The sequence below is a fragment of the Pseudoalteromonas sp. US3C1004 genome (assembly GCF_048401065.1).
Lineage (GTDB): Bacteria > Pseudomonadota > Gammaproteobacteria > Enterobacterales > Alteromonadaceae > Pseudoalteromonas > Pseudoalteromonas undina.
Genome location: NZ_CP183073.1, coordinates 2,610,338 through 2,634,201 on the forward strand (window position 1 = coordinate 2,610,338; position 23,864 = coordinate 2,634,201).

The 23,864-nt window shown below is 40.5% G+C and carries 24 protein-coding genes and 1 riboswitch; of the genes, 7 read left to right on the forward strand and 17 right to left on the reverse strand.

What is annotated here, in order from left to right:
• Position 1: 1 nt before the first annotated feature.
• The 3 genes from ACNSN3_RS12215 to ACNSN3_RS12225 all read right to left on the reverse strand — a co-directional run bounded on the left by ACNSN3_RS12215 (position 2) and on the right by ACNSN3_RS12225 (position 3,038).
• Positions 2–814: an ABC transporter ATP-binding protein gene (locus ACNSN3_RS12215; protein WP_418607538.1), complete on the reverse strand. Its 813-nt coding sequence runs from the start codon at positions 812–814 to the stop codon at positions 2–4.
• A 73-nt stretch (positions 815–887) separates the two neighbouring features.
• Positions 888–1,018: riboswitch (cobalamin riboswitch) on the reverse strand.
• Positions 1,019–1,075: 57 nt separating this feature from the next.
• Entirely contained in the window at positions 1,076–2,005 is a 930-nt protein-coding gene (locus ACNSN3_RS12220; protein WP_010391543.1) for a porin, read from the reverse strand.
• Positions 2,006–2,168: 163 nt separating this feature from the next.
• Complete coding sequence (locus ACNSN3_RS12225; protein WP_008467766.1) at positions 2,169–3,038, reverse strand: LysR family transcriptional regulator; 870 nt, start codon at positions 3,036–3,038, stop codon at positions 2,169–2,171.
• 89 nt (positions 3,039–3,127) lie between these two features.
• On the opposite strand from ACNSN3_RS12225, the gene ACNSN3_RS12230 reads away from it, so the two are divergent.
• On the forward strand, positions 3,128–3,502 hold the full coding sequence (locus ACNSN3_RS12230) for a DUF413 domain-containing protein (protein ID WP_418607541.1): 375 nt from the start codon (positions 3,128–3,130) through the stop codon (positions 3,500–3,502).
• A gap of 85 nt (positions 3,503–3,587) precedes the next feature.
• Positions 3,588–4,820 carry a response regulator gene (locus ACNSN3_RS12235; RefSeq protein ID WP_008467761.1) on the forward strand — a complete coding sequence of 411 codons (1,233 nt, stop codon included), beginning with the start codon at positions 3,588–3,590 and terminating at the stop codon, positions 4,818–4,820.
• A 3-nt stretch (positions 4,821–4,823) separates the two neighbouring features.
• Here ACNSN3_RS12235 and rarD read toward each other — a convergent pair whose 3' ends face one another.
• On the reverse strand, positions 4,824–5,744 hold the full coding sequence (rarD, locus tag ACNSN3_RS12240; RefSeq protein ID WP_008467760.1) for an EamA family transporter RarD: 921 nt from the start codon (positions 5,742–5,744) through the stop codon (positions 4,824–4,826).
• Positions 5,745–5,795: 51 nt separating this feature from the next.
• The gene (locus ACNSN3_RS12245) at positions 5,796–6,251 is read right to left on the reverse strand and encodes a thioesterase family protein (RefSeq protein ID WP_008467759.1); all 456 of its coding nucleotides are present in this window, start codon (positions 6,249–6,251) and stop codon (positions 5,796–5,798) included.
• A gap of 143 nt (positions 6,252–6,394) precedes the next feature.
• Between ACNSN3_RS12245 and recQ the strand changes: the two genes are divergently transcribed.
• The 4 genes from recQ to ACNSN3_RS12265 all read left to right on the forward strand — a co-directional run bounded on the left by recQ (position 6,395) and on the right by ACNSN3_RS12265 (position 11,008).
• On the forward strand, positions 6,395–8,218 hold the full coding sequence (gene recQ / locus ACNSN3_RS12250; protein ID WP_054201899.1) for a DNA helicase RecQ: 1,824 nt from the start codon (positions 6,395–6,397) through the stop codon (positions 8,216–8,218).
• A gap of 7 nt (positions 8,219–8,225) precedes the next feature.
• Positions 8,226–8,510, forward strand: coding sequence for a DUF3630 family protein (locus tag ACNSN3_RS12255; protein WP_418607544.1), 285 nt, complete (start codon positions 8,226–8,228; stop codon positions 8,508–8,510).
• 139 nt (positions 8,511–8,649) lie between these two features.
• Positions 8,650–10,368, forward strand: coding sequence for a POTRA domain-containing protein (locus tag ACNSN3_RS12260; protein ID WP_418607546.1), 1,719 nt, complete (start codon positions 8,650–8,652; stop codon positions 10,366–10,368).
• 64 nt (positions 10,369–10,432) lie between these two features.
• Positions 10,433–11,008 (forward strand): mechanosensitive ion channel domain-containing protein, encoded by a 576-nt coding sequence (locus ACNSN3_RS12265; RefSeq protein ID WP_010391553.1) that lies wholly within the window; start codon positions 10,433–10,435, stop codon positions 11,006–11,008.
• Between the two features lie 67 nt (positions 11,009–11,075).
• Here ACNSN3_RS12265 and ACNSN3_RS12270 read toward each other — a convergent pair whose 3' ends face one another.
• The 3 genes from ACNSN3_RS12270 to ACNSN3_RS12280 all read right to left on the reverse strand — a co-directional run bounded on the left by ACNSN3_RS12270 (position 11,076) and on the right by ACNSN3_RS12280 (position 13,515).
• Entirely contained in the window at positions 11,076–12,134 is a 1,059-nt protein-coding gene (locus ACNSN3_RS12270) for a succinylglutamate desuccinylase/aspartoacylase family protein (RefSeq protein ID WP_055012533.1), read from the reverse strand.
• Entirely contained in the window at positions 12,121–13,026 is a 906-nt protein-coding gene (gene rimK, locus ACNSN3_RS12275) for a 30S ribosomal protein S6--L-glutamate ligase (protein ID WP_008467750.1), read from the reverse strand. The genes ACNSN3_RS12270 and rimK overlap by 14 nt, the downstream gene beginning before the upstream one ends.
• 66 nt (positions 13,027–13,092) lie before the next feature.
• On the reverse strand, positions 13,093–13,515 hold the full coding sequence (locus tag ACNSN3_RS12280) for an ATP-dependent zinc protease (RefSeq protein WP_010391555.1): 423 nt from the start codon (positions 13,513–13,515) through the stop codon (positions 13,093–13,095).
• A 250-nt stretch (positions 13,516–13,765) separates the two neighbouring features.
• On the opposite strand from ACNSN3_RS12280, the gene ACNSN3_RS12285 reads away from it, so the two are divergent.
• Positions 13,766–14,737: a zinc transporter ZntB gene (locus tag ACNSN3_RS12285; protein ID WP_010391556.1), complete on the forward strand. Its 972-nt coding sequence runs from the start codon at positions 13,766–13,768 to the stop codon at positions 14,735–14,737.
• 68 nt (positions 14,738–14,805) lie between these two features.
• Here ACNSN3_RS12285 and rraB read toward each other — a convergent pair whose 3' ends face one another.
• The 9 genes from rraB to ACNSN3_RS12330 all read right to left on the reverse strand — a co-directional run bounded on the left by rraB (position 14,806) and on the right by ACNSN3_RS12330 (position 23,801).
• Positions 14,806–15,141, reverse strand: coding sequence for a ribonuclease E inhibitor RraB (rraB, locus tag ACNSN3_RS12290; protein ID WP_008110603.1), 336 nt, complete (start codon positions 15,139–15,141; stop codon positions 14,806–14,808).
• Positions 15,141–15,854, reverse strand: coding sequence for a 1-acylglycerol-3-phosphate O-acyltransferase (locus tag ACNSN3_RS12295; protein WP_010391558.1), 714 nt, complete (start codon positions 15,852–15,854; stop codon positions 15,141–15,143). The genes rraB and ACNSN3_RS12295 overlap by 1 nt, the downstream gene beginning before the upstream one ends.
• A 166-nt stretch (positions 15,855–16,020) precedes the next feature.
• Complete coding sequence (gene parC, locus ACNSN3_RS12300; protein WP_418607549.1) at positions 16,021–18,318, reverse strand: DNA topoisomerase IV subunit A; 2,298 nt, start codon at positions 18,316–18,318, stop codon at positions 16,021–16,023.
• A 10-nt stretch (positions 18,319–18,328) separates the two neighbouring features.
• Positions 18,329–19,423 carry a PQQ-dependent sugar dehydrogenase gene (locus ACNSN3_RS12305; RefSeq protein WP_055012532.1) on the reverse strand — a complete coding sequence of 365 codons (1,095 nt, stop codon included), beginning with the start codon at positions 19,421–19,423 and terminating at the stop codon, positions 18,329–18,331.
• A gap of 32 nt (positions 19,424–19,455) precedes the next feature.
• On the reverse strand, positions 19,456–21,345 hold the full coding sequence (parE, locus tag ACNSN3_RS12310; protein ID WP_010391564.1) for a DNA topoisomerase IV subunit B: 1,890 nt from the start codon (positions 21,343–21,345) through the stop codon (positions 19,456–19,458).
• A 20-nt stretch (positions 21,346–21,365) separates the two neighbouring features.
• Positions 21,366–21,929: a YqiA/YcfP family alpha/beta fold hydrolase gene (locus tag ACNSN3_RS12315; RefSeq protein ID WP_010391565.1), complete on the reverse strand. Its 564-nt coding sequence runs from the start codon at positions 21,927–21,929 to the stop codon at positions 21,366–21,368.
• Complete coding sequence (locus ACNSN3_RS12320) at positions 21,914–22,699, reverse strand: metallophosphoesterase (protein WP_418607551.1); 786 nt, start codon at positions 22,697–22,699, stop codon at positions 21,914–21,916. The genes ACNSN3_RS12315 and ACNSN3_RS12320 overlap by 16 nt, the downstream gene beginning before the upstream one ends.
• On the reverse strand, positions 22,686–23,144 hold the full coding sequence (locus ACNSN3_RS12325) for a DUF1249 domain-containing protein (RefSeq protein ID WP_055012529.1): 459 nt from the start codon (positions 23,142–23,144) through the stop codon (positions 22,686–22,688). The genes ACNSN3_RS12320 and ACNSN3_RS12325 overlap by 14 nt, the downstream gene beginning before the upstream one ends.
• A 30-nt stretch (positions 23,145–23,174) precedes the next feature.
• The gene (locus tag ACNSN3_RS12330; protein ID WP_418607553.1) at positions 23,175–23,801 is read right to left on the reverse strand and encodes an NUDIX domain-containing protein; all 627 of its coding nucleotides are present in this window, start codon (positions 23,799–23,801) and stop codon (positions 23,175–23,177) included.
• Between the last annotated feature and the right edge of the window lie 63 nt (positions 23,802–23,864).

Consider the following 23,864-nt stretch of genomic DNA (forward strand, 5'->3'; position numbering starts at 1 on the left):
ATTATTGGTATCCATAATAATAAGTAATATGAGGAATAGCCTCACCCGAAGCTGCTGATTGAGGGTGAGTGCTCACTTGTGCACAAACGCCAAACACCTCATCCAGCATCTGCTCAGTGACCACTTTATTTGGCTTACCTGCATCAACAACTTTTCCATTTTTAATAACCACTAACTCATCACACATAGCAGCAGCTAAATTTAAGTCATGAAATGACGCAAATACCGTAATACCTAAAGATTTAGCCAGCTCCATCAGTTGAATTTGATATTTCACATCAAGGTGACTAGTTGGTTCATCCATAATAAGAAGTTGCGGTTGCTGCACAATAGCGCGGGCAATAAAGGCTCGTTGCTTTTCACCGCCAGATAGCGAATCAAATAATTGAGTACTATGAGATTCAAGCCCCACATGGCTAATAGCCTGAGCTATTTTTTGTTTATCTGCTTGGGTGGTCGAACTGAATAGCGTTTTATGTGGCGTAAGCCCTAGAGCCACAACATCGAATAACGAGAGGTTAAATTGCGACGGTGTTTCTTGTAGCACAACGGCAACTTGCTTGGCGTAGTCTTCGCTTTTTAGTTGCCAAATATCGGTGTTATTAAATTTAACCTCTCCCGCTGACGGCTGATTAAATCGATACAAGCACCGCAGTAAACTCGATTTTCCCGCACCATTAGGACCAATTAAGCCAACAAACTTGCCACGCTCAATACTCAAATTAATATGCTCAAGGATTAAGGTGCTACCCACTCGCCAAGAGACATTATTAACGGTTAGAAGTGCAGTTTTTTTAGCGGTTTGAGTGTGCAAAAAATTATCCTAGGCAGGGAAAACCCACACTCAGTACCACAAGTACCAAAAAGAAAATGAGTTAACCCGCTCGTTATATGAAGTTTTAAGGCACTTGTATCTGACTTACAGTAAAACTGATTACAGTTACGGGTATAGTTGAGGAGTTTCACCTCATTCCAAATGCTTGGCTATTATGCGCAGATAAGTAAATAATTTAAAGCAAAAAAAACCGCACTCAGCTGAGTGCGGTTAAAAGGGAGTGTTTTAACTAAGTATTAGTTAAAACTTATATTCCATACCTAAACCTAGGTAATCTTGGTCAACGTTGTTGTCCATATCAAAACTTGAGTAAAAGCCAAACACCTTAAGATTTTTGTTTAGCTTGTGGTCAACACCTACCGATACTGCACTTTTATCATCGCTGTCATCAAAATCCATTGTTTGATATTGCACTTTAAAAGTGTTGCTACCCATTAGGTAAGCTGCATTCACTAAGTAACCGTCAGCTTCAGCGCTACCGTCTACTTTTTCTTGTGTTTGGTACATTGCACCAAGTCTAAAGTCTTCAATTTTACCTTGAACTGTTGCACGTACTACGTCGTAACCATTTACTTCACTATCAGCAGCAACAGCAGCATATACAGCGCTCTTTTTAAGGCCAGCATCACCATAAGTTAACGCCACTGAGTAACCATTTTTGGCATCTTTATCATCTTCTGCAATAAATGAAGCTAATACTTTAAAGCCTTCATATGAGTTTGAAGCGTAAGATACTGAGTTACCTAAGCGGTTTTCACCTTTAAAAGTGTTTTTAATATCACCTTCAAGGTCATTAAATAAATCAAGTTTACCTTGCGCCTGCTTTAACGCTGTATCGTTACGGCCTATTACTACCTGACCAAATGAACCTTTAAAACCTACATATTGATTACGTGCTGAAATATTATCTTTATCGCCTTTTGAGTCAGCATCCGACACATCAACCTGAAATTCAAACTTATAAACAGCTTCTAAACCGTCTGAAATTTTTTCAGACCCTTTAAGTCCGAAACGAGATGCATTACTTTTAATTTCAGTAAACGACCCTTCACCATCGTCAGATGATTGAACAGTTACATTCGCTTTACCGTAAATGTCTACTTCTGCAAGCGCATTAAAAGATAAACCACTAAGTAAGGCTAAGCATAAGCTCGATTTTGCAAATTTCATGTTATTTCCTCGATAATCACAATAGACTAATTTTTAAAACAGCAGCAGTGTGTCACCACTAAATGACAAAAATATTACAAAGGACACATTTTTGTCTTTTTAAGTTAATAAAACTGCATTAAATCTGAAATCAAAATAACATCTAAAATATACCGCTTAACGACTACTTACTTTGTTTCAATAAACTCGGTGTCATTTGCGACAGCAAATTAACCAGAGTTTCTATTAACTCTTTCTGTTCGTTATCTCTATGATAGGCAACAAATACATCTCTTGACGTATTTTCTACCCCTTTTACATGAAAAAGTTCGCCTTTTTCTAAATGATCTTTAACTAATACCTGTGGAATAAACGCACTACCGCCACATTGCAGTATTAAATCAAGCGCTATACGTCCGGTACTGGTTCTAAAATAAGGCGGCGTTTTACCGGTAAATTGACGGGCATGCCAAAGAGAAAACGTAGTTCCCCAATCAACATAAACATATTGATTATCAAAAAAGTTATCGCCTGTTGCGGTGTCGTAGCCACTAACCGGAATAATAGGTAGTTCACAAATTCGTTCAACAACGAGTTCGTCTACTTTTGGTGGATCAAATAAAATGGCTAGATCAAGGGTGCGCTCTAATAGTAATCGAGTGCTCTCTTGTTGTGCTTTTACCTCTGCCACCAAAGATACACCGGGCATAGCCGATACTATATTTGTAATACCAAACTGTAAAAACGCATCCCAAATATTAGGAGTCCCAGCCAAGCTGATTTGCTTATGCATATTATCTGCAAGTGCAACATCCACTTTGGCCCTTTGCATTCCAGTAATAATCATTTGAGCATGCGGCAACAAGCGCTCACCAGGGGCGGTGAGTTGAATATTATTGCGCTGGCGAATAAATAAATTTACGCCTAAGCCCTGCTCTAATTGACGAATTCGAAAACTCACTGCAGACTGCGTTATGTATAGGTTTTCTGCCGCTTTACCAAAATGGCGAGTACGCACCACTTCAACAAATGTTTTTAATAAATCTATGTCCAATTTTTTATCCTCACGATAAAAATTTTTTGTTTAAAAAAATAGCGATTATGTACCATACTCCAGCTAATAATTGGTATGAGGGTACAGCTATGAGCAATGATATTTCACTACTTCGTCAAGCATTTGTTAGTCAACGTCAGTTTTATGATGATCAAAACTTTCCACGCGGATTTAGTCGCAGCGGACACTTTACCCTGTTAGAGGCAAGTATTTTAGAACAGCACGGTGTTGTTTTAAAAAGCTTGTATAACAAAGCAGTTGAGCCACAAAACGAACATCAGCAACAATTTTTAAATGCGGTTAGTGGCATAGTAGAGCCAAGCAACCCCATAGAGCGAGCATGGGTTAAATACTTAAAGTTAACAACCTGCAAAACAAAATTTCATACATTATTTGGTCGCTCAAAAATTTCAGGGCCAACACCAATCAGTCAAGATTATTACTCTGAGGCAGACAATCTATAAGTCATTACAATAGTTGCTTTTTGGCGTTTTAGCAGTTACAACTTGTATAAGCAAACATTTTTGCAAAATTTAAACAGGCTGCCACGTGACGCACAGAATACTTATTGTTGAAGACACCCCCACTATTGCGCGAGTGCAAAAGCATATCGCGCAAAAAATTGGCTATGAAGTTGATATTGCCCAGTCGCTGGCTGAGACTAAAGAGCTAATAAGTAAACATGCTTATTTTTGCGCAGTCGTTGATTTTATATTGCCTGATGCCCCGAAAGGGGAAGCGGTTCCCTGCACGATTGCAGCAGATATCCCTACCATTGTTATGACTGGCAATATCGATAATCAAACTCGCGACACCGTCGAAAAGTACCCTATTATTGATTACATTATCAAAGGCAATAAACAAGCTTACGAATATTTAGAAAAGCAGCTTTATCGCCTACCTCGCAATAAGCAAGTTAAAGTACTGGTTGTTGATGACTCAGCGTCTACACGCCAATATATTTGTAATTTATTAACACGTCATAAATACCAAATATTACAAGCAGCCGATGGCCTAGAGGCACTTAAAGAGCTTGAAAATACCCCTGACATCTCTGTGATTATCATAGATAAAGAAATGCCTAATATGGGCGGTATTGAGCTGTGTAATGAAATTAGGCGCATTTATAGTAATGACGAAAAAGCTATTATTGGTATCTCAGGCGCTACATCGTCTAATTTGTCTGCCTTATTTTTAAAAAATGGGGCAAATGACTACTTGTATAAACCTTTTAATAGTGAAGAATTTTACTGCCGGTTAAGCCAAAACGTCGATATGCTAGAGCATATCGAAACTATAAAGCGCCAAGCCAATACTGACTATTTAACTAAACTCCCTAATCGCCGTTACTTTTTTGAAGAGGCTAATAAGTCATTAAAGCAGTTTAAAAAAGCAAAAGCACCAGCCATGTTAGCTATGCTTGATATTGACCATTTTAAAGCTATTAATGATACCTATGGCCATGATGCCGGAGATGAAGTGCTTAAAGGGCTTGCGATATGCTTTAATAAATATTTTGAAAACCAATTGGTTGCCCGTTTAGGCGGAGAAGAATTTGCGGTATTTTTTACTGAGCTAACCGAACAGGAAGCGCTAAAACGACTAGAGAGCTTCAGGCTTTTTATTGAGCTTAACAGTCATGAATTCAGTCAAGCAAACATCAAGTTTACGTTATCGATAGGCTTCAGCCACAGTGAAACCTATCAAATTGACGAACTATTAAAACAAGCCGACTTAAAGCTCTACAAAGCCAAAGAGTCGGGTCGTAATAAAGTGGTTTAGTTTTTAAACCACACCAGAGGCTACAATGGCCGCTTTTCTGCGTTTTCGCGATTGATGGTATGAGTCCCAACTAAAAATAGCCAATGCACTCCAAATACACGCAAAGGTAATTACGCGCTCAGCATCAAACACCTCACCATAAAATACCACCGCTAAAATAAACATTAGGCTAGGCCCTATATACTGAAAAAACCCTAACGTTGTATATTGCAAACGCTTAGCCGCGCCGGTAAAACACAGCAGTGGCAGCGTAGTTACTATGCCCGCGCTCACCAATAATACATTGGTTAGCCAATCATTCCCTGGTAAATTTGACGTTTCAGTCGGTACCATTAGCCACCAATAGGTAAGCGCCACGGGTAACAATATTAATGCCTCAATTAAAATCCCAGGCAGAGCATCAACTTGTAGCTTTTTACGTAATAGGCCATATAGTGCGAAAGATGTTGCTAATGAAAACGCTACCACGGGGAATGAGCCAAAACTAATTAGCTGTAACAACACGCCTGTAAAAGCTAAAGCAACAGCAGCACCTTGCAACTTACGTAATCGCTCGTTTAAAAACACCATACCAAGCAACACATTCAATAGAGGATTAATGTAGTAACCTAGGCTGGCATCCAACATGTGATTGTTATTGATGGCCCAAATAAACAATCCCCAGTTAAACCCTAGTAAGGTCGAGGTAACAACTAACATCAAAATAAGTTTAGGTTGGATTAAAATGCGTTTAATTTTATCCCAGTAGCTGAGCACACTCACCACCACAATAAGAAACACCACTGACCAAATAACACGGTGCATTAAAATTTCAAATGCTGACACATGTTGGATCATCTTAAAATAAATGGGTGCGAGGCCCCACATAAAAAAAGCGAGGCAGGCAAAAATAGCGCCCTTTCGCTGCTCGGTATCAATCGACATAGTAACCACTTGGTGATTTAAAAGGCCGTCAGTTTACCCCCCTCTCACTTTTTAGCCAACTAAATACGTGCCCGTTCCAAAAGCAATTTGTACTGACTGCTCATTGTGTAACTCCATTCGGCACACACATACTTTATTTCCTGAGCGAATCAGCTTAGCGCTAGCAATAAAAACCTCGCCTTTGCCTGGACGTAAATAGTCGGTGCGTAAATCTATAGTCCCCAGTGTGGCTAGCCTTTTATGTACACTGGGTAAATCTGCATCGTCTAGTTTTCCGATTACACTGGCAGCAGCAAGCATTCCACCGACATTATCAAGTACCGCCGAAATAACTCCGCCATGGAGAATTTTTTGCGCGGGGTTGCCTATTAATACATCTTGCCAAGGAAAGGAGATTTTAGCTTGTTCAGTACTAAGTGACTCCACCGCTATTTTTAAAAATTGGTTAAAAGGCATATTATTAACAAACAACGCCCCAACTTGTTCAATCAACATTTCTTTATTCATTATTATTCTCTATGTTTAAAGGTGGTACGATGAGTAAAGCACAACTTAAAGCTGTTGTAACCTCCTCGATTATCATTACCGATGTTTACACCAAATAATGAAAGCTAAAGACATCCTGATAAAAAACCACTAAAATAGCGCCGATGAATACACTAACTCCCTCTCCAAATACGCTGGTGCGTAAACCTGAAACTGTACTCAAACAAGTGTTTGGTTACAGCGAATTTCGCGACGGTCAAAGTGCAGTAATCGATGCTGCGATTAACGGCCAAGACTCGTTAGTATTATTGCCTACCGGTGGTGGTAAATCGGTGTGTTACCAAATACCCGCACTAGTATTAGAGGGGGTAACCATTGTTATCTCTCCGCTCATTTCTTTAATGCAAGATCAAGTAACTCAGTTGCAAGCTCTAGGCGTAAAAGCCGCTTATATAAATAACAGCTTAGCCCGTGAAGAACAGCAGTTAGTCTATCAGCAGTTGCATCAGGGGCTAATAAAATTACTTTATGTTGCCCCAGAGAAAGTACTACAAAGAGAATTTTTAGAGCGCTTATCGCATTTAAATGTCAGTTTGTTTGCTATTGATGAAGCACACTGTGTTTCTCATTGGGGACATGACTTTAGACCTCACTATTTTAGGTTAAATGAATTAAAGCAACGCTTTACACATGTACCTATGATGGCACTCACTGCCACCGCTGATAAAGCCACCCGCTTTGATATTGTTGAGCAACTCAAGCTACAGCAGCCTTATATTCATACCGGCAGCTTTGACCGCCCTAATATTCGTTACACCATAGAAGAGAAATTTAAACCTATGGTGCAATTACTGCGCTATTTGAAAGAGCAAAAAAATCAAAGTGGCATTATTTATTGCACCAGTCGAAAGCGGGTTGATGATATTGCTGAAAAGCTTGCCGATGCAGGCCTTAATGCGGCTGCTTATCATGCGGGAATGAGTAACGAACAGCGTCAATTTGTGCAAACCGGGTTTGCCCGCGACGATATTCAAATTGTGGTTGCCACCGTTGCCTTTGGTATGGGAATTAACAAGCCTAACGTACGTTTTGTATTACATTACGACATTCCAAAAAGTATTGAAGCGTATTATCAGGAAACCGGTCGCGCTGGACGTGATGGACTCGCTGCAGAAGCCATTATGTATTTTGACCCCGCTGATATAGGTCGGGTTAGACGCTTTTTTGAAGATATTGACGATGAACAACGCCGTCGTGTAGAAGAGCAGCGTTTTAATGCCATGGCCAGTTTTGCCGAAGCGCAGACTTGCAGACGTCAAATATTATTAAACTACTTTAGTGAATACCAACGAGAGCCGTGCGGTAACTGCGATATTTGCTTAAATCCACCAAAAAGCTTTGATGGCACACTGGTGGCCCAACAAGCTCTTTCGTGTGTGTATCGGGCACAGCAACGATTTGGTTTAGGTTACATTGTAGAGTTATTACGCGGCGCAAATACCAGCCGCATTCGTGATAACAACCATCATGAACTCAGCACCTATGGCATAGGTAAAGATAAAAGCAGTGAGTTTTGGCTCAGTATTTTACGCCAACTTATTCACCAAGGGCTACTAAGCCAAGATATAACCCAAGGCGCATCACTACGGCTTACCGAAGCTGCACGCGCTATTTTAAAGAGTGAGTATGCGCTACAACTGGCTGAACCACGCCTACAAGCTAAGCACGTTTATCAGGATAAATTAGCGCAGTTTAATTACGATAAAAAGTTATTTGCTCGCCTACGTGCATTACGTAAAGAATTAGCCGATGCCGATGACGTACCCCCTTATGTAGTATTTAACGATAAAACGCTGGCCGAAATGGCGCAGCTTATGCCTACCAACGACAGTGAATTTTTAAAAGTGTCGGGGGTTGGTTTTACTAAATTAAACAAATATGGCGGTGAGTTTTTAACCGCAATTCGACATTATCTAGCAACGCAATAAGCCCCTTATGACCGAACTTGAATACGATCACATACATCAATGCATTATTGTTAAACCAACAGAGTTGCCGCACGATGAAGACTTTGAGTTATGGGGAACGTTTTTTTTGCACAGCGATGAAATTAGCATTAGTGAATTTGCAGCTGGGGCTGATCGTCACCAACTGCGTTTTAACTATGCTAACCACACTTTTAATTTAAATTTTGAGCATTACAGTCAAAGTGTGTGGATTAACGGCGAAGGTCAAGATGCCGACAACCTATTGGCAGCGTTAACATTTTATTTAAGCTAAGGCCACGTCTATTTATCGCTAATACCTTATAATTGCTATAAAAAATAAACTAAATTGGCACTTTTACTTACATATTAATAACAATGATGTAAGCTAAGAGTAAGTGTTTTATTTTGCAAAATAGCGCTAAAGAGGGTCAATGCTAAATAGAAAATGGATTGCACGTAGTTGTTTTAGCTTTTCTATTTTGAGTATGTTTATGCTCAGCGTTTGCGCGCAAGAAACGCCACTAGCCCAAAGCTGCCAAAATGACGATTCATTGAAAACTTCTGAAATTAACTTGCGTCGACAAATCGAGTCTCAACCTCCATCGCTTACAACAAATAGTAACGCTAAAATTGCCTCAATTAATCTTAAACAACTTAATGTTTTTAATACCGAACTCGAAGCTGAAAACAACGCACTGTTTCGCTTTGCTAATCGTGCACATATACAAACTGAGCCTGAGGTTATTAAAAGCATTTTATTGTTTAAAGCGGGTGATACTTTTAATCAAAAAACCTTGGCTGAATCAGAGCGGCTACTGCGTAAACAAAACTATTTATATGACGCACAAATTGTTGCCAACGAAAACTGCGATGGCGATGTTGATGTAACCGTGGTGACTCGCGATTTGTGGACTTTGCTACCCGAGCTTAGCTTTAGCCGCAGTGGTGGCGAAAATAAATCAAGTATCGGCTTTCGCGAGTCTAACTTATTTGGTTGGGGCAAACGATTATCGTTTGCTCGCAAAACCGACAGTGATCGTAATGGCTATTTATTTGTTTACGATGATCCAAATATCCTATCAACACGCTACAGAGGTCGTATAGAGTATGCCGATAACAGTGACGGTAAAAGTCACTTAGTTGAGCTTACTTACCCATTTTACGCCATTGATACACCCTATAGTTATGGTGCCCTGAGTTACTCTACCCAGCGAGAAGAGGCCCTGTATCTTAGGGGCGATAAATTTAGTGAGTTTGAACAGACCACCGATCTAAATCAGGTATTTTTTGGTCACTCTAAAGCCCTTAGCCAAAACTGGACACAGCGCTTGAGCCTAGGTTATATCGATGAGCAACAAACATTTAAAAGCATCGATGAAACCACTGTGCCGCTAGCTGAAAATAGGCAGCTTAGTTATCCTTATGTAAGCGGCCACTGGTTTGAAGATAACTTTATAAAAGTGCGTAACTTTGACAGTATTTACCGTACCGAGGATTTAAATTTAGGTTGGAATATAAAAGCTACGCTGGGTTATTCTGATGAATCAATTAGTAACGACGATAGCCGCGCTATTTACTCGTTTAACTTTAACAAAGCACATTTTAGTGGTGATAATACGCTATGGCGCTTTCACGCAGATATTCAAGGTTATTGGAATAAAGAACAAAAACAGCTTGAAAACTTAATCACCACCAGCCAAATTCAATATTATTTAAATACCAGTATTGATCAGTCTTGGTATGTAAAAGCCAGGCTACAATACGCAAAAAACCTCACCAACGATAAGCAGCTCACTCTCGGGGGCGAAACCGGTTTACGCGGTTACCCTATTGAGTTTCAACATGGCGATCGGAGTTTTTTAGTCAGCTTAGAAAAGCGCTACTATTGGGAGTATGACTTACTACAACTGTTTAAAGTGGGAGGCGCAGCCTTTCTAGATGTAGGTCGCGCATGGTATAACAATGACTCGAATACCCTGTATCAAATTGAAAACACACCTGTACTTAAAAATGTTGGACTCGGTTTACGCCTTGCGCCAAGTCGCGCCAACGCGGGTACTATGATACACCTTGATATTGCCGCGCCACTAAATAAATATAACGATGTTGACTCTGTACAGTGGCTACTGAGCGTTAAAAATTCTTTTTAAATCACTACTGCGCACAAAGCTAACACGTTACACTTTGCGCCTATCATTATTGTGAGAATACGTTTTGGAATTAATCTCTCTTTTAGAGCTTGTGAGCACACAATATAAGCTAATCGTAACCGTGATTGCACTGTTGAGCTTTCCGTTATTGTTAAAGCTCACTAAAAAATTACTCGAAAAAGCCATTAGAGGTAAAATCGATTTACACAGAAAATACCGAGCAGAGTTACTATTAAAAATAATACTCGCCTTTGTTATGTTGTGTTTAGTTTTAGTTTTTTGGGGAATAGAGCTGCGTGGTTTATTAGTATTAGGCTCTTCCTTATTTGCCATGTTAGGCGTTGCGCTGTTTGCGGCTTGGTCATTATTGAGCAACTTAACTGCTTTTTTACTCATGTTTATACAAAATGACTGCCGTGTAGGCTATTGGGTTAGAATCGTGGATGGGGCCAATGCCATTGAAGGGCGCATTATTGAAATGGGGCTGATGAATGTATTACTCGAACACGTTGATGGACATAGAGTGATTTACCCTAATAATCTATTTGTTACCCGTCCCGTGTTAGTACTCAATACAGAGCCAAAACCAACAAAAGCGCCTAAAATTAAACGAATTATTGGCCCAAAGCCACGTAATTAAATAACAATATAAAAAAGCCGCTTCAGCTAATAAACTTAAGCGGCTTTTTTAATTCTTACGGGTGAAGTTAATTATTTAGCTCAGCTGTTTTCAGTTCATCATCTAAATCACTTATTTCACCAATAAAGCTTTCAAGCTGTTGCTCTACCAAACTATTTGAGTGAGCAAAGTAAGCAATATGAAACACAGCATCGCCTTCATTTACTAAAGGCATGGTTTGCTGACCAATAATAATGCCACTACGTGGAGCAAGCAATTCAAGCTCAGAATCGCCAAGCGGACTACTTATGTATGCCAGTATTTGCCCTTTAGTGACACGTTCACCTAACGATACTTGCGCTCTTACTATACCGTCAACCTCAGCTCGTACCCAACTTGTTGAACCTGCAATAACCGGCTCAGGTAGTTTTTTAGGGCGCTTACCACGCATCATTTTTAAATGACGCATAACATAATCAACCCCTTGTACACCCGCTGCAATCGCAATCGGGTCAAAGCGCAACGCTTCACCTGCTTCGTAGGTAATAACGGGTATACCCAAATTAGCCGCTTCACTGCGCAATGAGCCATTGCGTAACGACGCATCAATAACCGCAGGTGTGCCAAAAGCCTTAGCCATTTGCGCTGTAGCTTCATCGGCTAAATTAGCGCGTATTTGCGGTAAGTTAGTACGATGAATCGCACCCGTATGCAAATCTATAATATGCGTACAATGCACAGCGACTTGGTTAAAAAACATATACGCCATACGACCTGCTAACGAACCACGTTCAGAGCCAGGAAAACTTCGATTCATATCACGGCGATCGGGCAAGTAACGAGATTTATGAATAAAACCAAATACATTCACAATCGGCACCGCTATTAATGTGCCACGCAACTGGTTAGGATCGATCTTAGCCAGTAACTGGCGCACAACCTCAACCCCATTAAGCTCATCGCCATGTATTGCCGCACAGACCATCAATACAGGGCCTTCCATTACACCGTTAACCACTTCAATAGGAATATTAAGCGGTGAATGGGTATAAAGCTTTGCAGCTTCTAGTGCGAGTGTTTTACGTTCACCTACACCAATGCTTTCACCTAATAGGGTGAAAGGTCGGTTAATTTTAACCTTTGCCACGAGTTGCTGTTCCTTTCACTGAGGCCGTTTTTTCAATAAAGTCAATCACCATACCCGCAATATCTTTACCAGTTGCCACTTCAATCCCTTCTAGACCTGGCGATGAATTTACTTCCATAACCAAAGGGCCGCGAGATGAACGGAGTAAATCAACGCCAGCAACGTTTAAACCCATTGCTTTTGCTGCAGCAACCGCTGTTTTACGTTCTTCTGGGGTAATACGTACCAGTGTAGCGCTACCACCACGATGAAGATTAGAGCGGAACTCGCCCTCTTGTGCTTGGCGTTTCATCGCAGCAATCACTTTATCGCCCAATACAAAGCAACGAATGTCTGCACCACCGGCTTCTTTAATGTACTCTTGCACCATGATATTGGCTTTTAAACCCATGAATGCTTCAATAACACTTTCAGCTGCTTTACGTGTTTCAGCCAATACCACACCAATACCTTGAGTACCCTCAAGTAACTTAATAACGACCGGTGCGCCGCCTACCATTTCTAATAAATCTTTTACGTCATCGGGCTTGCTGGCAAAGCCTGTAACCGGCATACCCACACCTTTACGCGATAGTAACTGCAAAGAACGTAATTTATCGCGAGAGCGAGAAATAGCTACTGATTCATTAACAGGGAACACCCCCATCATTTCAAATTGGCGTAATACAGCACAACCATAAAATGTAACCGATGCACCAATACGTGGCACGATAGCGTCGAAATCTTTTAGGTTTTCACCACGATAATGAATTTCAGGTTGCTCTGAGTTTATGTTCATGTAAGAGCGTAACGCATCAATTACTTTCACTTCATGTCCACGCGCCTCAGCAGCTTCGATTAGGCGACGCGTTGAATATAATTTTTTGTTACGAGATAAAATACCAATTTTCATCATTAAAGCCTTAACTAAATGATGTTGAGCAAGCAGATATAATTATGTTTGCTACTCAACGAATTCTTATAATAAATGTGATAAAGCCGGATCAACGACTATGCGATTTTCCATTGCTGTGCGCCCTAACAACATTCTAAACTTCATAGACGCACGACTTGTTAATGTAATTTCTATTGGCCAACTAAATTCGCCGGCATGTAATGTAGTTTCAATAAAGTAACGCAATTCTTTTTGGCCACTAGAGCTGGTAACGTACTTCATCTTTTTAACTTTGGCATTGCAGGTAATTTGCGTTTGCTCGTCTTCTTGCAATGGTTGGGCTGTAAATTTAACCCATTTTTCGCCATCGACTTCGTATTCTTCAATATTAATTGCATGAATACAGGAAGTACGCGCACCAGTGTCTATTTTTGCTTTAATTTGCTCGATGCCTAGCTCGGGTAAACTTAACCACTCACGCCAACCAACTGTTATTTTTGTCGTCATAAATGTGCCCTTAGTAAAAAAAGTGTTTTATACGCTACAGCCAACAAAACACCAACAAAATAAATTCATCTACTCGATAAGCCGATTTGATTGACCTTTTAAGTTAACTCGTTTAACAATGCACCCCTAACGTATGCACTTAACCATAGGCTAAAAAACAATTTTTTGTTGATTAACTCTACAAAGTAAAGCTAAGTTAAATACATTACAGTCAACTGTATTAAAAATATACTATCTATGAGAAATTATTATGATCAATGGCTTACTTCATGCGCTTATTCTTGATGAACAAGGCGGGGCTCGCCCAATAGAAAACAGTAAACAGTTACACCAATGGCAACCTACTGATGGAAAGCTGTGGGTGCATATGGATTACAGTCAAAAAGAAGCCGTTGATTGGTTAAAAAACTGCGGCCAATTAAACGACTACGAACTTGAATCACTCACCGCAGATGAAACACGTCCTCGCATTACTCCTACAATGAATGGCCATATGCTGTTTTTACGTGGAATCAATTTAAACCCAGCGCAAAGCCCTGAAGACATGGTGTCTATTCGCCTATTTATTAATAAAGACGTGGTGATCACTACCCGTAAGCGCCGATTATTATCAGTGCAAGATATTCTAACCTCGTTAAATAATAATGAGGGGCCAAGCAGTATTTCTGAACTAGTGTGTAGCTTAGCGCAAAAGCTCACTTCACGTATGCAAACGGTAATAGATGAACTAGATGAAAGCTTAGATGATTTTGAAGAAGAAATTGATGAGCCTAGTAAAAAGTTTGATAACCAAGGCTTGTCGCAACTTCGCCGCCAAACAATCGCGCTAAAACGTTACTTAAAACCGCAAAAAGAAGCGCTCAGCAACATGGTTAATAATCATTACCCATGGCTGTTTGACGATGATAAAGCCAAGCTAAATGAAACCACCAATTTACTTATTCGCTATTTAGAAGAGCTCGATAGTTCAATAGAACGTGCACTCGTTATTCAGCAAACCATTACTAACCAAGTGTCTGAGCAATTAAATCAGCGTATGTATGTGATGTCTGTGGTGGCTGCTTTATTTTTACCACTGGGATTTTTAACTGGGTTATTGGGGGTCAATGTTGGCGGTATACCTGGCACAGATAGTCCCTATGCATTTACCGCATTTGTGGTGTTTTTGGTTGTTTTGACTGGTGGGATTGGTATTTACTTTAAAAATAAAAAGTGGCTGTAATTACAATACAGATCCAATAAGACACAAAAAAGGCGAACATAATTGTTCGCCTTTTGCATTGGTAACCCTTACTCTTGAAAGTAAGTGCCCCAACCGTCGTATTCTACGTCGCATTCAACCGCAAGCTGTGCAAGCTTATCAACGTCTTCCATTATAACGTCAACATCTAATTCGGCTTCAACAACAATGTCAAAACTCCAAATCTTTTCGCCGTCTTCAAGCTCAAGTTCTGCTGGCTCTTCTACATCGTAACCTAGTTTAAACGCAGCAAGTGCAGCTTGTTCTAACTTAGTAAAATCTTCACATACAAAGTGGTGCTCTACTTCATAAAGGATTTCCGGATCGGAACCATCTTCAAGTAATGAAGTTACGATGTCTTCACTTATTTCACGCCAGTTTTCCATTATTTCTCTCTCACTTGAGCATCTAATTCTGTTATTTTAGCAGCCATAATGCTGTGCACACTTTTAGCATGTTCACGGGCACTGATACTGTTATCAAGTGCTATGGGGGCTAACATTTCAATGTAAATTGTACCATTATCCCAGCGATTTAGTTTAATGGTTTTATCGGTTGTGTTCATACATACTGGCACAACAGGTACCTCTGCACTCATTGCTGTATGAAAAGCACCGGTTTTAAAAGGGAGTAAACCACGACCATAACTACGCGTCCCCTCAGGGAACATCCACACCGACAAGCCTTTTTGTTTTATTTTAGCCGCTGCTTTAGAAATAGTGCCTGCCGCTTTTGAGCGATTTGCTCTGTCGATTAAAATATTACCCGATAACCAATAAAGCTGACCAAAAAATGGGATCCACTTCAGGCTTTTTTTGCCAACACTCACACAATTTTTTGGCACCATAGCTGGAATAGTAAATAAATCATAGCTATTTTGGTGATTCGCTACATACACAGCGGGCCCCACCTTAAGCGCATCGGGATGATATTTTAGTTCTAATTTAACCCCAAGCATTTTAGCCATTGAGCCAAACCAACTTGCAATAACATGCACATTATTAGGATGAAATGGTCTAAATATTGATAACAACAAACCAAAAAAACAACTTAATAATATAAACAACAGCATTATTAAAATACGTATAACAGCTAGCAAGTGCGCCTCTCCAATATAACCACAATCATGTATTATTTTATTATAACGTTATTTTGTTACGCAGACGAGAAAATAGCGCACAAGCGTGCGCTGAAATAAAACAGTCATAAAAAAACGGCTTACCTGAGTAAGCCGTTTTCTAATTTTATCTAATTTGATCTCAAGATTAACTTGGCTCTGCGTCTGAGCTTGGCTCATCAACTTGTTGCGGTGTTAACTCTACCACAGCTTCATCTACGCGCTGTAAACCACGAGGTAACTTATTCCCTCTGCGGCCTCGCTCGCCATGGTAATGCTCAAGGTCGCTTGGTTTAAGGGTCAGCTTACGCTTACCTGCATGCAGCGTTACACTGCTGCCTTGCGGCACAACAGCTAATACTTTTACAAACTCTTCGCGGGCTTGTACTTTCGCACCCGGAATAGAAATAATTTTATTACCCTTACCTTTACCTAGCTTAGGTAGGTCACGCAGTGGGAATAACAACATCCGACCTTCGTTAGAAATCGCCATACAGTAGTCAGTAGCCACGTCGTTAACGCGAATTGGCGAAAGTAAGATACCACCTTTTGGCACACTCACTAACGCTTTACCGTTTTTGTTTTTGCTCACTAAATCTTTAAAGTCAGTAATAAAACCATAACCGGCGTCGGAGGCCATTAACAACACTTGAGCGTCCTCACCCATTACTACGTGCTCAAAGCTGGCGCCTGAGGTTAGATTAAAGCGCCCTGTCATTGGCTCGCCTTGGCTTCGCGCTGAAGGAAGACTATGAGCATCAGTGGCAAATGCACGCCCTGCTGAATCTAAAAATACCGCTGGTTGATTACTTTTACCTCTCGCTGATGCTCTATAACCATCACCAGCTCTGTAATTTAATCCTTCCACATCTAAGTCATGCCCCTTACCAACCCGTGCCCAGCCTTTATCTGATAGCACCACGGTGACTGACTCTGATGGTATTAAATCTTTTTCGCTCAGTGCTTTGGCTTCTACACGCTCAATCACAGGCGAGCGGCGATCATCACCATACATTTCTGCAGCTTCTTGAATTTCTTTTTTCAATAAGGTCGACATGCGACGGTCTGAGCCTAATGTTTGCTCTAATTTGTCACGCTCTTTTGCCAATTCGTCTTGCTCACCACGAATTTTAAACTCTTCAAGTTTTGCCAAATGGCGAAGTTTTAATTCTAAAATGGCTTCTGCTTGAATATCGGTTAAATCAAAGCGCTCCATCAATATTGGTTTAGGCTTATCTTCAGAGCGGATGATTTCTATAACTTCATCAATATTTAAAAAGGCAGCCAGTAAACCTTCTAAAATATGTAATCGAGCCAGTACTTTATCAAGTCGATATTGCAAGCGACGACGTACCGTTTCGCGTCTAAAGGTTAACCACTCTGTTAAAATACTACGTAAATCTTTAACCTGTGGACGACCATCTAAGCCGAGCATATTTAAATTTACGCGGTAATTTTTTTCAAGATCGGTGGTGGCAAATAAGTGCGCCATTAATGGCTCAGCTTTAATTCGATTTGAACGCGGCACAATCACAATACGGGTCGGGTTTTCATGATCAGATTCATCACGTAAATCGGCCACCATCGGCAACTTTTTAGCATTCATTTGCGCTGCAATTTGCTCAAGTACTTTTGCACCCGAACATTGATGCGGTAACGCAGTAATAACTATATCGCCCTGCTCTTCACAATACACAGCGCGCATTTTAATTGAGCCACGACCGGTTTTATAAATTTTGTGAATATCAGCTTTTGGAGTAATTATTTCAGCATCAGTTGGATAATCAGGCGCATGCACTAAATCCAATAACTCTTCGAGTTCTGTTTTTGGTTTATCAAGTAATAAACAACAGGCACTGGCTACTTCACGCACATTATGCGGCGGTATATCGGTTGCCATACCTACCGCAATACCGGTGACACCATTAAGTAATATATGCGGTAAGCGCGATGGCAATACTAATGGTTCATCCATGGTGCCGTCGAAGTTTGGCGTCCAATCAACAGTCCCTTGGCCTAACTCTTTAAGTAATACTTCAGAGAATTTAGATAAACGCGCTTCGGTATAACGCATTGCCGCAAACGACTTAGGATCGTCAGCTGCACCCCAGTTACCTTGACCATCAACTAACGGGTAGCGATAAGAAAACGGCTGCGCCATAAGTACCATGGCTTCATAACAGGCACTATCACCGTGAGGATGGTATTTACCTAATACATCACCCACGGTACGGGCTGATTTTTTGTATTTAGCACTTGCCGATAACCCCAGTTCACTCATCGCATAAATAATACGACGCTGAACGGGTTTTAAACCGTCACCAACGTGCGGTAAGGCACGATCCATGATCACGTACATTGAATAATTTAAATAGGCGTCTTCGGTAAAACGCCCCATTGTTTGCTGTTCAATTCCTTGCATTAGCAAGGTATCTGTATCACTCATTAAAGCTTACCTAGTTTTTCTTATAGCTTACGCGGTAAATTACGTTAGCGTAATCATCGCTTACCAATAGACTGCCATCATTTAATTGTGCAAATGCAACAGGGCGTCCAAATGTCGTTTCGTCTTGCATAAAGCCGGTGATCAGTGGCGTATATTTAGTTACTTTGGCATTTTCTATGGTTGCCACAGCCACTTTATAACCAACCTTTTTAGAGCGATTCCATGAACCATGCTCAGCAACAAATAACTGTTGTTTGTAGCTATCTGGGAACTGTTTGCCGGTATAAAAATGAATACCTAATGGCGCAACATGCGCCCCCAATGCCAATGCAGGTTGAGTGTAATCAGCAATATTTTTTCCTTCACCAAACTCAGGATCAACAATAACGCCACCATGCACGTATGGAAAACCAAAGTGCTCTTCTTCCTTAGTAATGCGGTTTAGCTCATCGGGTGGAATATCATCCCCCATCATGTCGCGGCCGTTATCGCTAAACCATAGCATTTGCGTACTAGGATGAAAGTCAAAACCCACCGTATTACGTACACCTTTGGCTAAAGTCGTTATTTCTTTGGTATCGGTATTTAACGAAAAAATACGGCCAAAGCGAGCATCTTCCTCACAAATATTACACGGTACGCCCACGGGAATTATCAGCTCGCCATTTGGTGCAAAGCGCAAAAACTTCCAACCATGGTGACGCTCTGACGGTAAATCGCTATAAAACACTTCATACTCAGGGTTTTTGAGGTGTTTATCGATATTTTTAAAACGGATAATACGGTGCACTTCACCAACATATAAGTCACCCCCTTTAATTGCTAAACCCGAGGGCATATTTAATCCCTCTGCAATCACTATTTTTTTATCTGCCACGCCATCGCTGTTATGGTCAATCAGTGCATACACATTGCCCGCTTTACGAGACCCTGCATACACAATACCTCGGCTTGATACTGCAATTTGCCGTGCATTTTCAACATCATCTGCAAATAAGCTGATTTCAAAACCCGGTGCAGCGGTCAGCTTGTCGAGTATATTTTTCGCCATCACTGGCGATGATATTAAGCCCAGTAACAACAGTGTGCTAAATAATTTATTCATTTGCCTCTCCTGTTTTAAAGCCCAAAGGCTTATTAAACTTGTGCCTTGTTACCATGATCCTCTAGCCATTGACGGCGATCTGATGAGCGCTTTTTAGCGAGTAGCATATCCATCATTTCCATTGTTTGCTGCTCTTCATCAAGAGTAAGCTGTACTAAACGACGAGTATTAGGGTCCATGGTTGTTTCACGCAATTGTAGCGGGTTCATTTCGCCCAAACCTTTAAAGCGTTGTACGTTTACTTTGCCACGTTTTTTTTCTGCTTCTATGCGCGCTAAGATACCGGTTTTTTCATCTTCATCCAGCGCGTAGTAAACATCTTTACCAATATCAATTCTAAATAACGGTGGCATAGCAACATACACATGGCCGGTTTTAACTAATTGTGGGAAATGGCGAACAAATAAGGCACACAGTAAGGTGGCAATATGCAGTCCATCGGAGTCAGCATCCGCTAATATACAAATTTTATTATAACGTAGTCCCGACATATCGGCTGAGTCTGGGTCTATACCTAGCGCAACTGAAATATCGTGCACTTCTTGAGAGGCCAAAATTTGCCCTGACTCAACCTCCCAAGTATTTAAAATTTTACCTCTTAACGGCATAATTGCTTGGAATTCACGATCTCGCGCTTGTTTAGCTGAGCCCCCTGCTGAGTCACCCTCTACTAAAAACAATTCTGTGCGGTCATTATCAGCAGCACTACAATCGGTCAGTTTGCCTGGTAATGCTGGGCCTGATGTAACTCGCTTACGTACTACTTTTTTAGCCGCACGTAAGCGACGCTGTGCATTTGAAATACATAGTTCAGAAAGTAGCTCTGCGGTGTCAGTATGCTCATTTAGCCATAAGCTAAAGGCATCTTTTACTACACCCGATACAAACGCAGCACATGAACGTGATGAGAGTTTTTCTTTGGTTTGCCCTGCAAATTGTGGGTCTTGCATTTTAACCGACAACACATAACTACAACGTTCCCAAATATCATCTGGGGTGAGCTTTACGCCACGTGGTAATAAATTTCTAAACTCACAAAATTCACGCATCGCCTCTAAAAGCCCTTGGCGCAGACCATTTACATGGGTGCCCCCTTGCGCGGTAGGAATTAAGTTTACATAACTTTCGGCTATCGACTCACCACCTTCAGGCATCCATACTACCGCCCAATCAGCGCCTTCAATAGAACTTGAAAACTCACCCACAAATGGGTCTTTAGGTAGTATTTCGTAACCTTTAACGGCTTCAATTAAGTAATCTTTTAAGCCTGTTTCATAAAACCACTCTTGGGTTTCTTTCGTTTGTTTATTTACAAACTTAATACGCAAACCTGGACATAAAACCGCTTTAGCTTTTAATAAGTGATTAAGCTTAGTCAAAGAAAAATTAGCAGAGTCAAAATAGCTGGTATCTGGCCAAAAACGTACCGTAGTACCAGTGTTGCGTTTACCCACAGAGCCAATAACATTTAAATCTTCAACTTTATCGCCATGCTCAAAAGCCATTCTAAATTGCTGCGCATCACGGCGAACCGTTACTTCCACGCGGGTAGATAGCGCATTAACAACCGAGATACCTACGCCATGCAAGCCACCAGAGAATTGATAGTTTTTGTTTGAAAACTTACCGCCGGCATGCAGCTTAGTAAATATTAACTCAACTCCTGGAATACCTTCTTCTGGGTGAATGTCAATTGGCATACCTCGGCCATCGTCACTCACCTCAAGCGAATTATCTTCATGTAAAATGACATCAATACGTGTTGCGTGCCCAGCCATTGCTTCATCAACACTGTTATCAATAACCTCTTGGCCTAAATGGTTTGGCCTTGTGGTATCTGTATACATGCCAGGGCGGCGTTTTACCGGCTCTAATCCATTAAGTACTTCAATGGCTTCGGCGTTATAATTTTGTTGAGTCATAGTTTTTATCTTTATATACGCTAATATCTGATTTTAAGAAAATCGACAATGCTTGAAAAAGCTCTCTCAAAGCCATTAAAGCTATGATCGCCGCCAAATTCAATTAACTGTTTACATTGTGAGTAATACTTTATTGCGTGCTGAAAATTTAACACTTCATCCCCTGTTTGCTGTAATAAATACAACAGCTCAGGGTGTTTTAACTCTGTCACCGTTAATGCTTTTAACGCATCTATATGACGAGATTGTAATTGGTAATTATAATCTTGATACGGATTATAATTAGGCCCAAGTATAGGCTCTAATAATGTATATGGGGCAACGGCAGGATTAATTACCACCGCAGGAATTTGATAACGCTGCGATAAATACGTGGCAAAAAAACCACCTAGCGAGCTGCCCAATAATACGGTATTCGGTGTTAATAGTTGTTCAAGCGCTATAATAGCCTCTACAGGCTCATGATTTAAACGCGGCACACAATAATCAACATCATAGTGTGCCATAAGCTCACCAAAGCGCACAGCTTTATATGATTTTTCAGAGCTATTAAAACCGTGAATATAAATTACTCGTTTAACCATACCACGTCCGAGTGTATATGCAGCTGTTGTTGCTCAGCATTTAAATACAGCATGCGATAAGCTGCCCCTTTATTTTCTTGCTGCCAAGTCGCACTGTGTTTACTAAATTGCACGCAGCTGGCTGGGGTAGCGTAAACATTGAGCCCTCTAAACTGCTGTTGATAGTCATTATGGACATGCCCATGAAACAGCGCATCAACGCGACCATTATTAACTAATAAATTTAATAGTTGCGGCCCATTTTCTAACATATGTTTATCTAGGTAGCCATCAATTGGCAATGGGTTGTGATGACAAAATGCAATGTGACGATTATTTGAATCAACTAAGCAAGCCATAATTTCATCTAAATGCGTGGCACTGACCCACCCTGCAGGCGTATTACCTTTAGAATTAATCAATATCAGTTCAATCCCTTGTGCCACTATATGTTTAGCGTGTTGTATTTGCCCACCACTTATTAAATTAAGCTGTTCAATCTCATCATGGTTACCAGGCACCCAAAATACCGGGCAATCAACGTCACTATTATGAATAAGTTCTGCAAATAATAAATACGAATTAAAGCTGTGATCTTGCGTTAGGTCACCACCAAATATCAACGCATCCGGCTGCTGCTTTGCTATATCAGCTAATGCCTTAACAAAATGTTCAGCGGTATTAACGCCAAAGTATTCAGCATCTTTATTACTAAAAAGGTGGCAATCAGTTAGATGTGCAATTCGAAGCGTAGTTTGTTCAAAATAATAGATGTCATCAAACCAAGCCATTATTTACATCCCAATTAAGTGTTGATTGACCTCTTTCAACACACGCTACCAACCAGTCATACAAAAAAGCATTTAACTGATATTTTTCATCTTTTTGATGCATTTTTGGGTTAGGGTAACCATAAGAAGGCTTAATTCGTTGGTGGTAGTCATGATGAACAATTTCAGCCACCTTCGCATCATTGTACAGACGTACCGTTAAATACAGCGGTGCAATGCCAACGAGCATGCCATTTAACTGTTTAATAGAAACATCAAGTGTGTACTTAGCACTATCATCTATGTGAATTGCAAATTCACTGTGCCCTAATTTAATTTCTCTTACATTGCCAATCACTTGCTCATGAGGCAGCAGTTTTAAAAGGCGTACGTAATTGTGCTCACAAAGCGTTAAATACTTTGGAAGGCTTTGAATGTATCGATTAGTGGTTAAAAGTGCTGTCAAAATACCGCCATTACTATTAAAAATTAAAAACTATGCCCACTTTTTACGTATCTTATCGCGATTTAGCGCTAACCATTGCAAGCAAATTACGGTAGCAGCATTATCTATTTCACCACTATTAAGTCGCTGTAGTGCTTCGTCTACGTGCATAATATGGGTTTTAATATCTTCACCTTCGGTTTCTAACCCATAAATGCCAGTACTTATTTGGCTTAAATCGGCGTGAGCTAAATATAAGAACAAACGCTCTGTAGTACCGCCGGGGCTTGAAAGGTAAGACAACATAAACTCAAGTTCTGTTAAATTAAGCCCCGCTTCTTCAAGCGCTTCTTTTTTAACAACCGCTTCGTAATCTTCACTGCCATCGGTCATACCCGCTATACATTCTAACAGCCAAGGCGTATGTTTGCTTTTAATTGCGCCAATTCGAATTTGTTCTATAAGCAATACTTGCTCAGTGACTGGATCATAAGGTAATACCGCGACCGCATCGCCACGCTCTAAAATTTCTCGACGAATAACCTCAGACTCTCCACCAGCAAACAGGGCATGCTGAAATTGATAAAGGTTTATTTTAAAAAAACCGTTATACAAATTTTCAACCGGTTTTAATCTCACATCATCATGGGTAAATTGAGTACGACTTTTATTCGCCATGTTTTTTATTTCCTTTTTGAAAGCGTAGATACATCAACGCCTTGATTGCCAGCCCTATTAAAA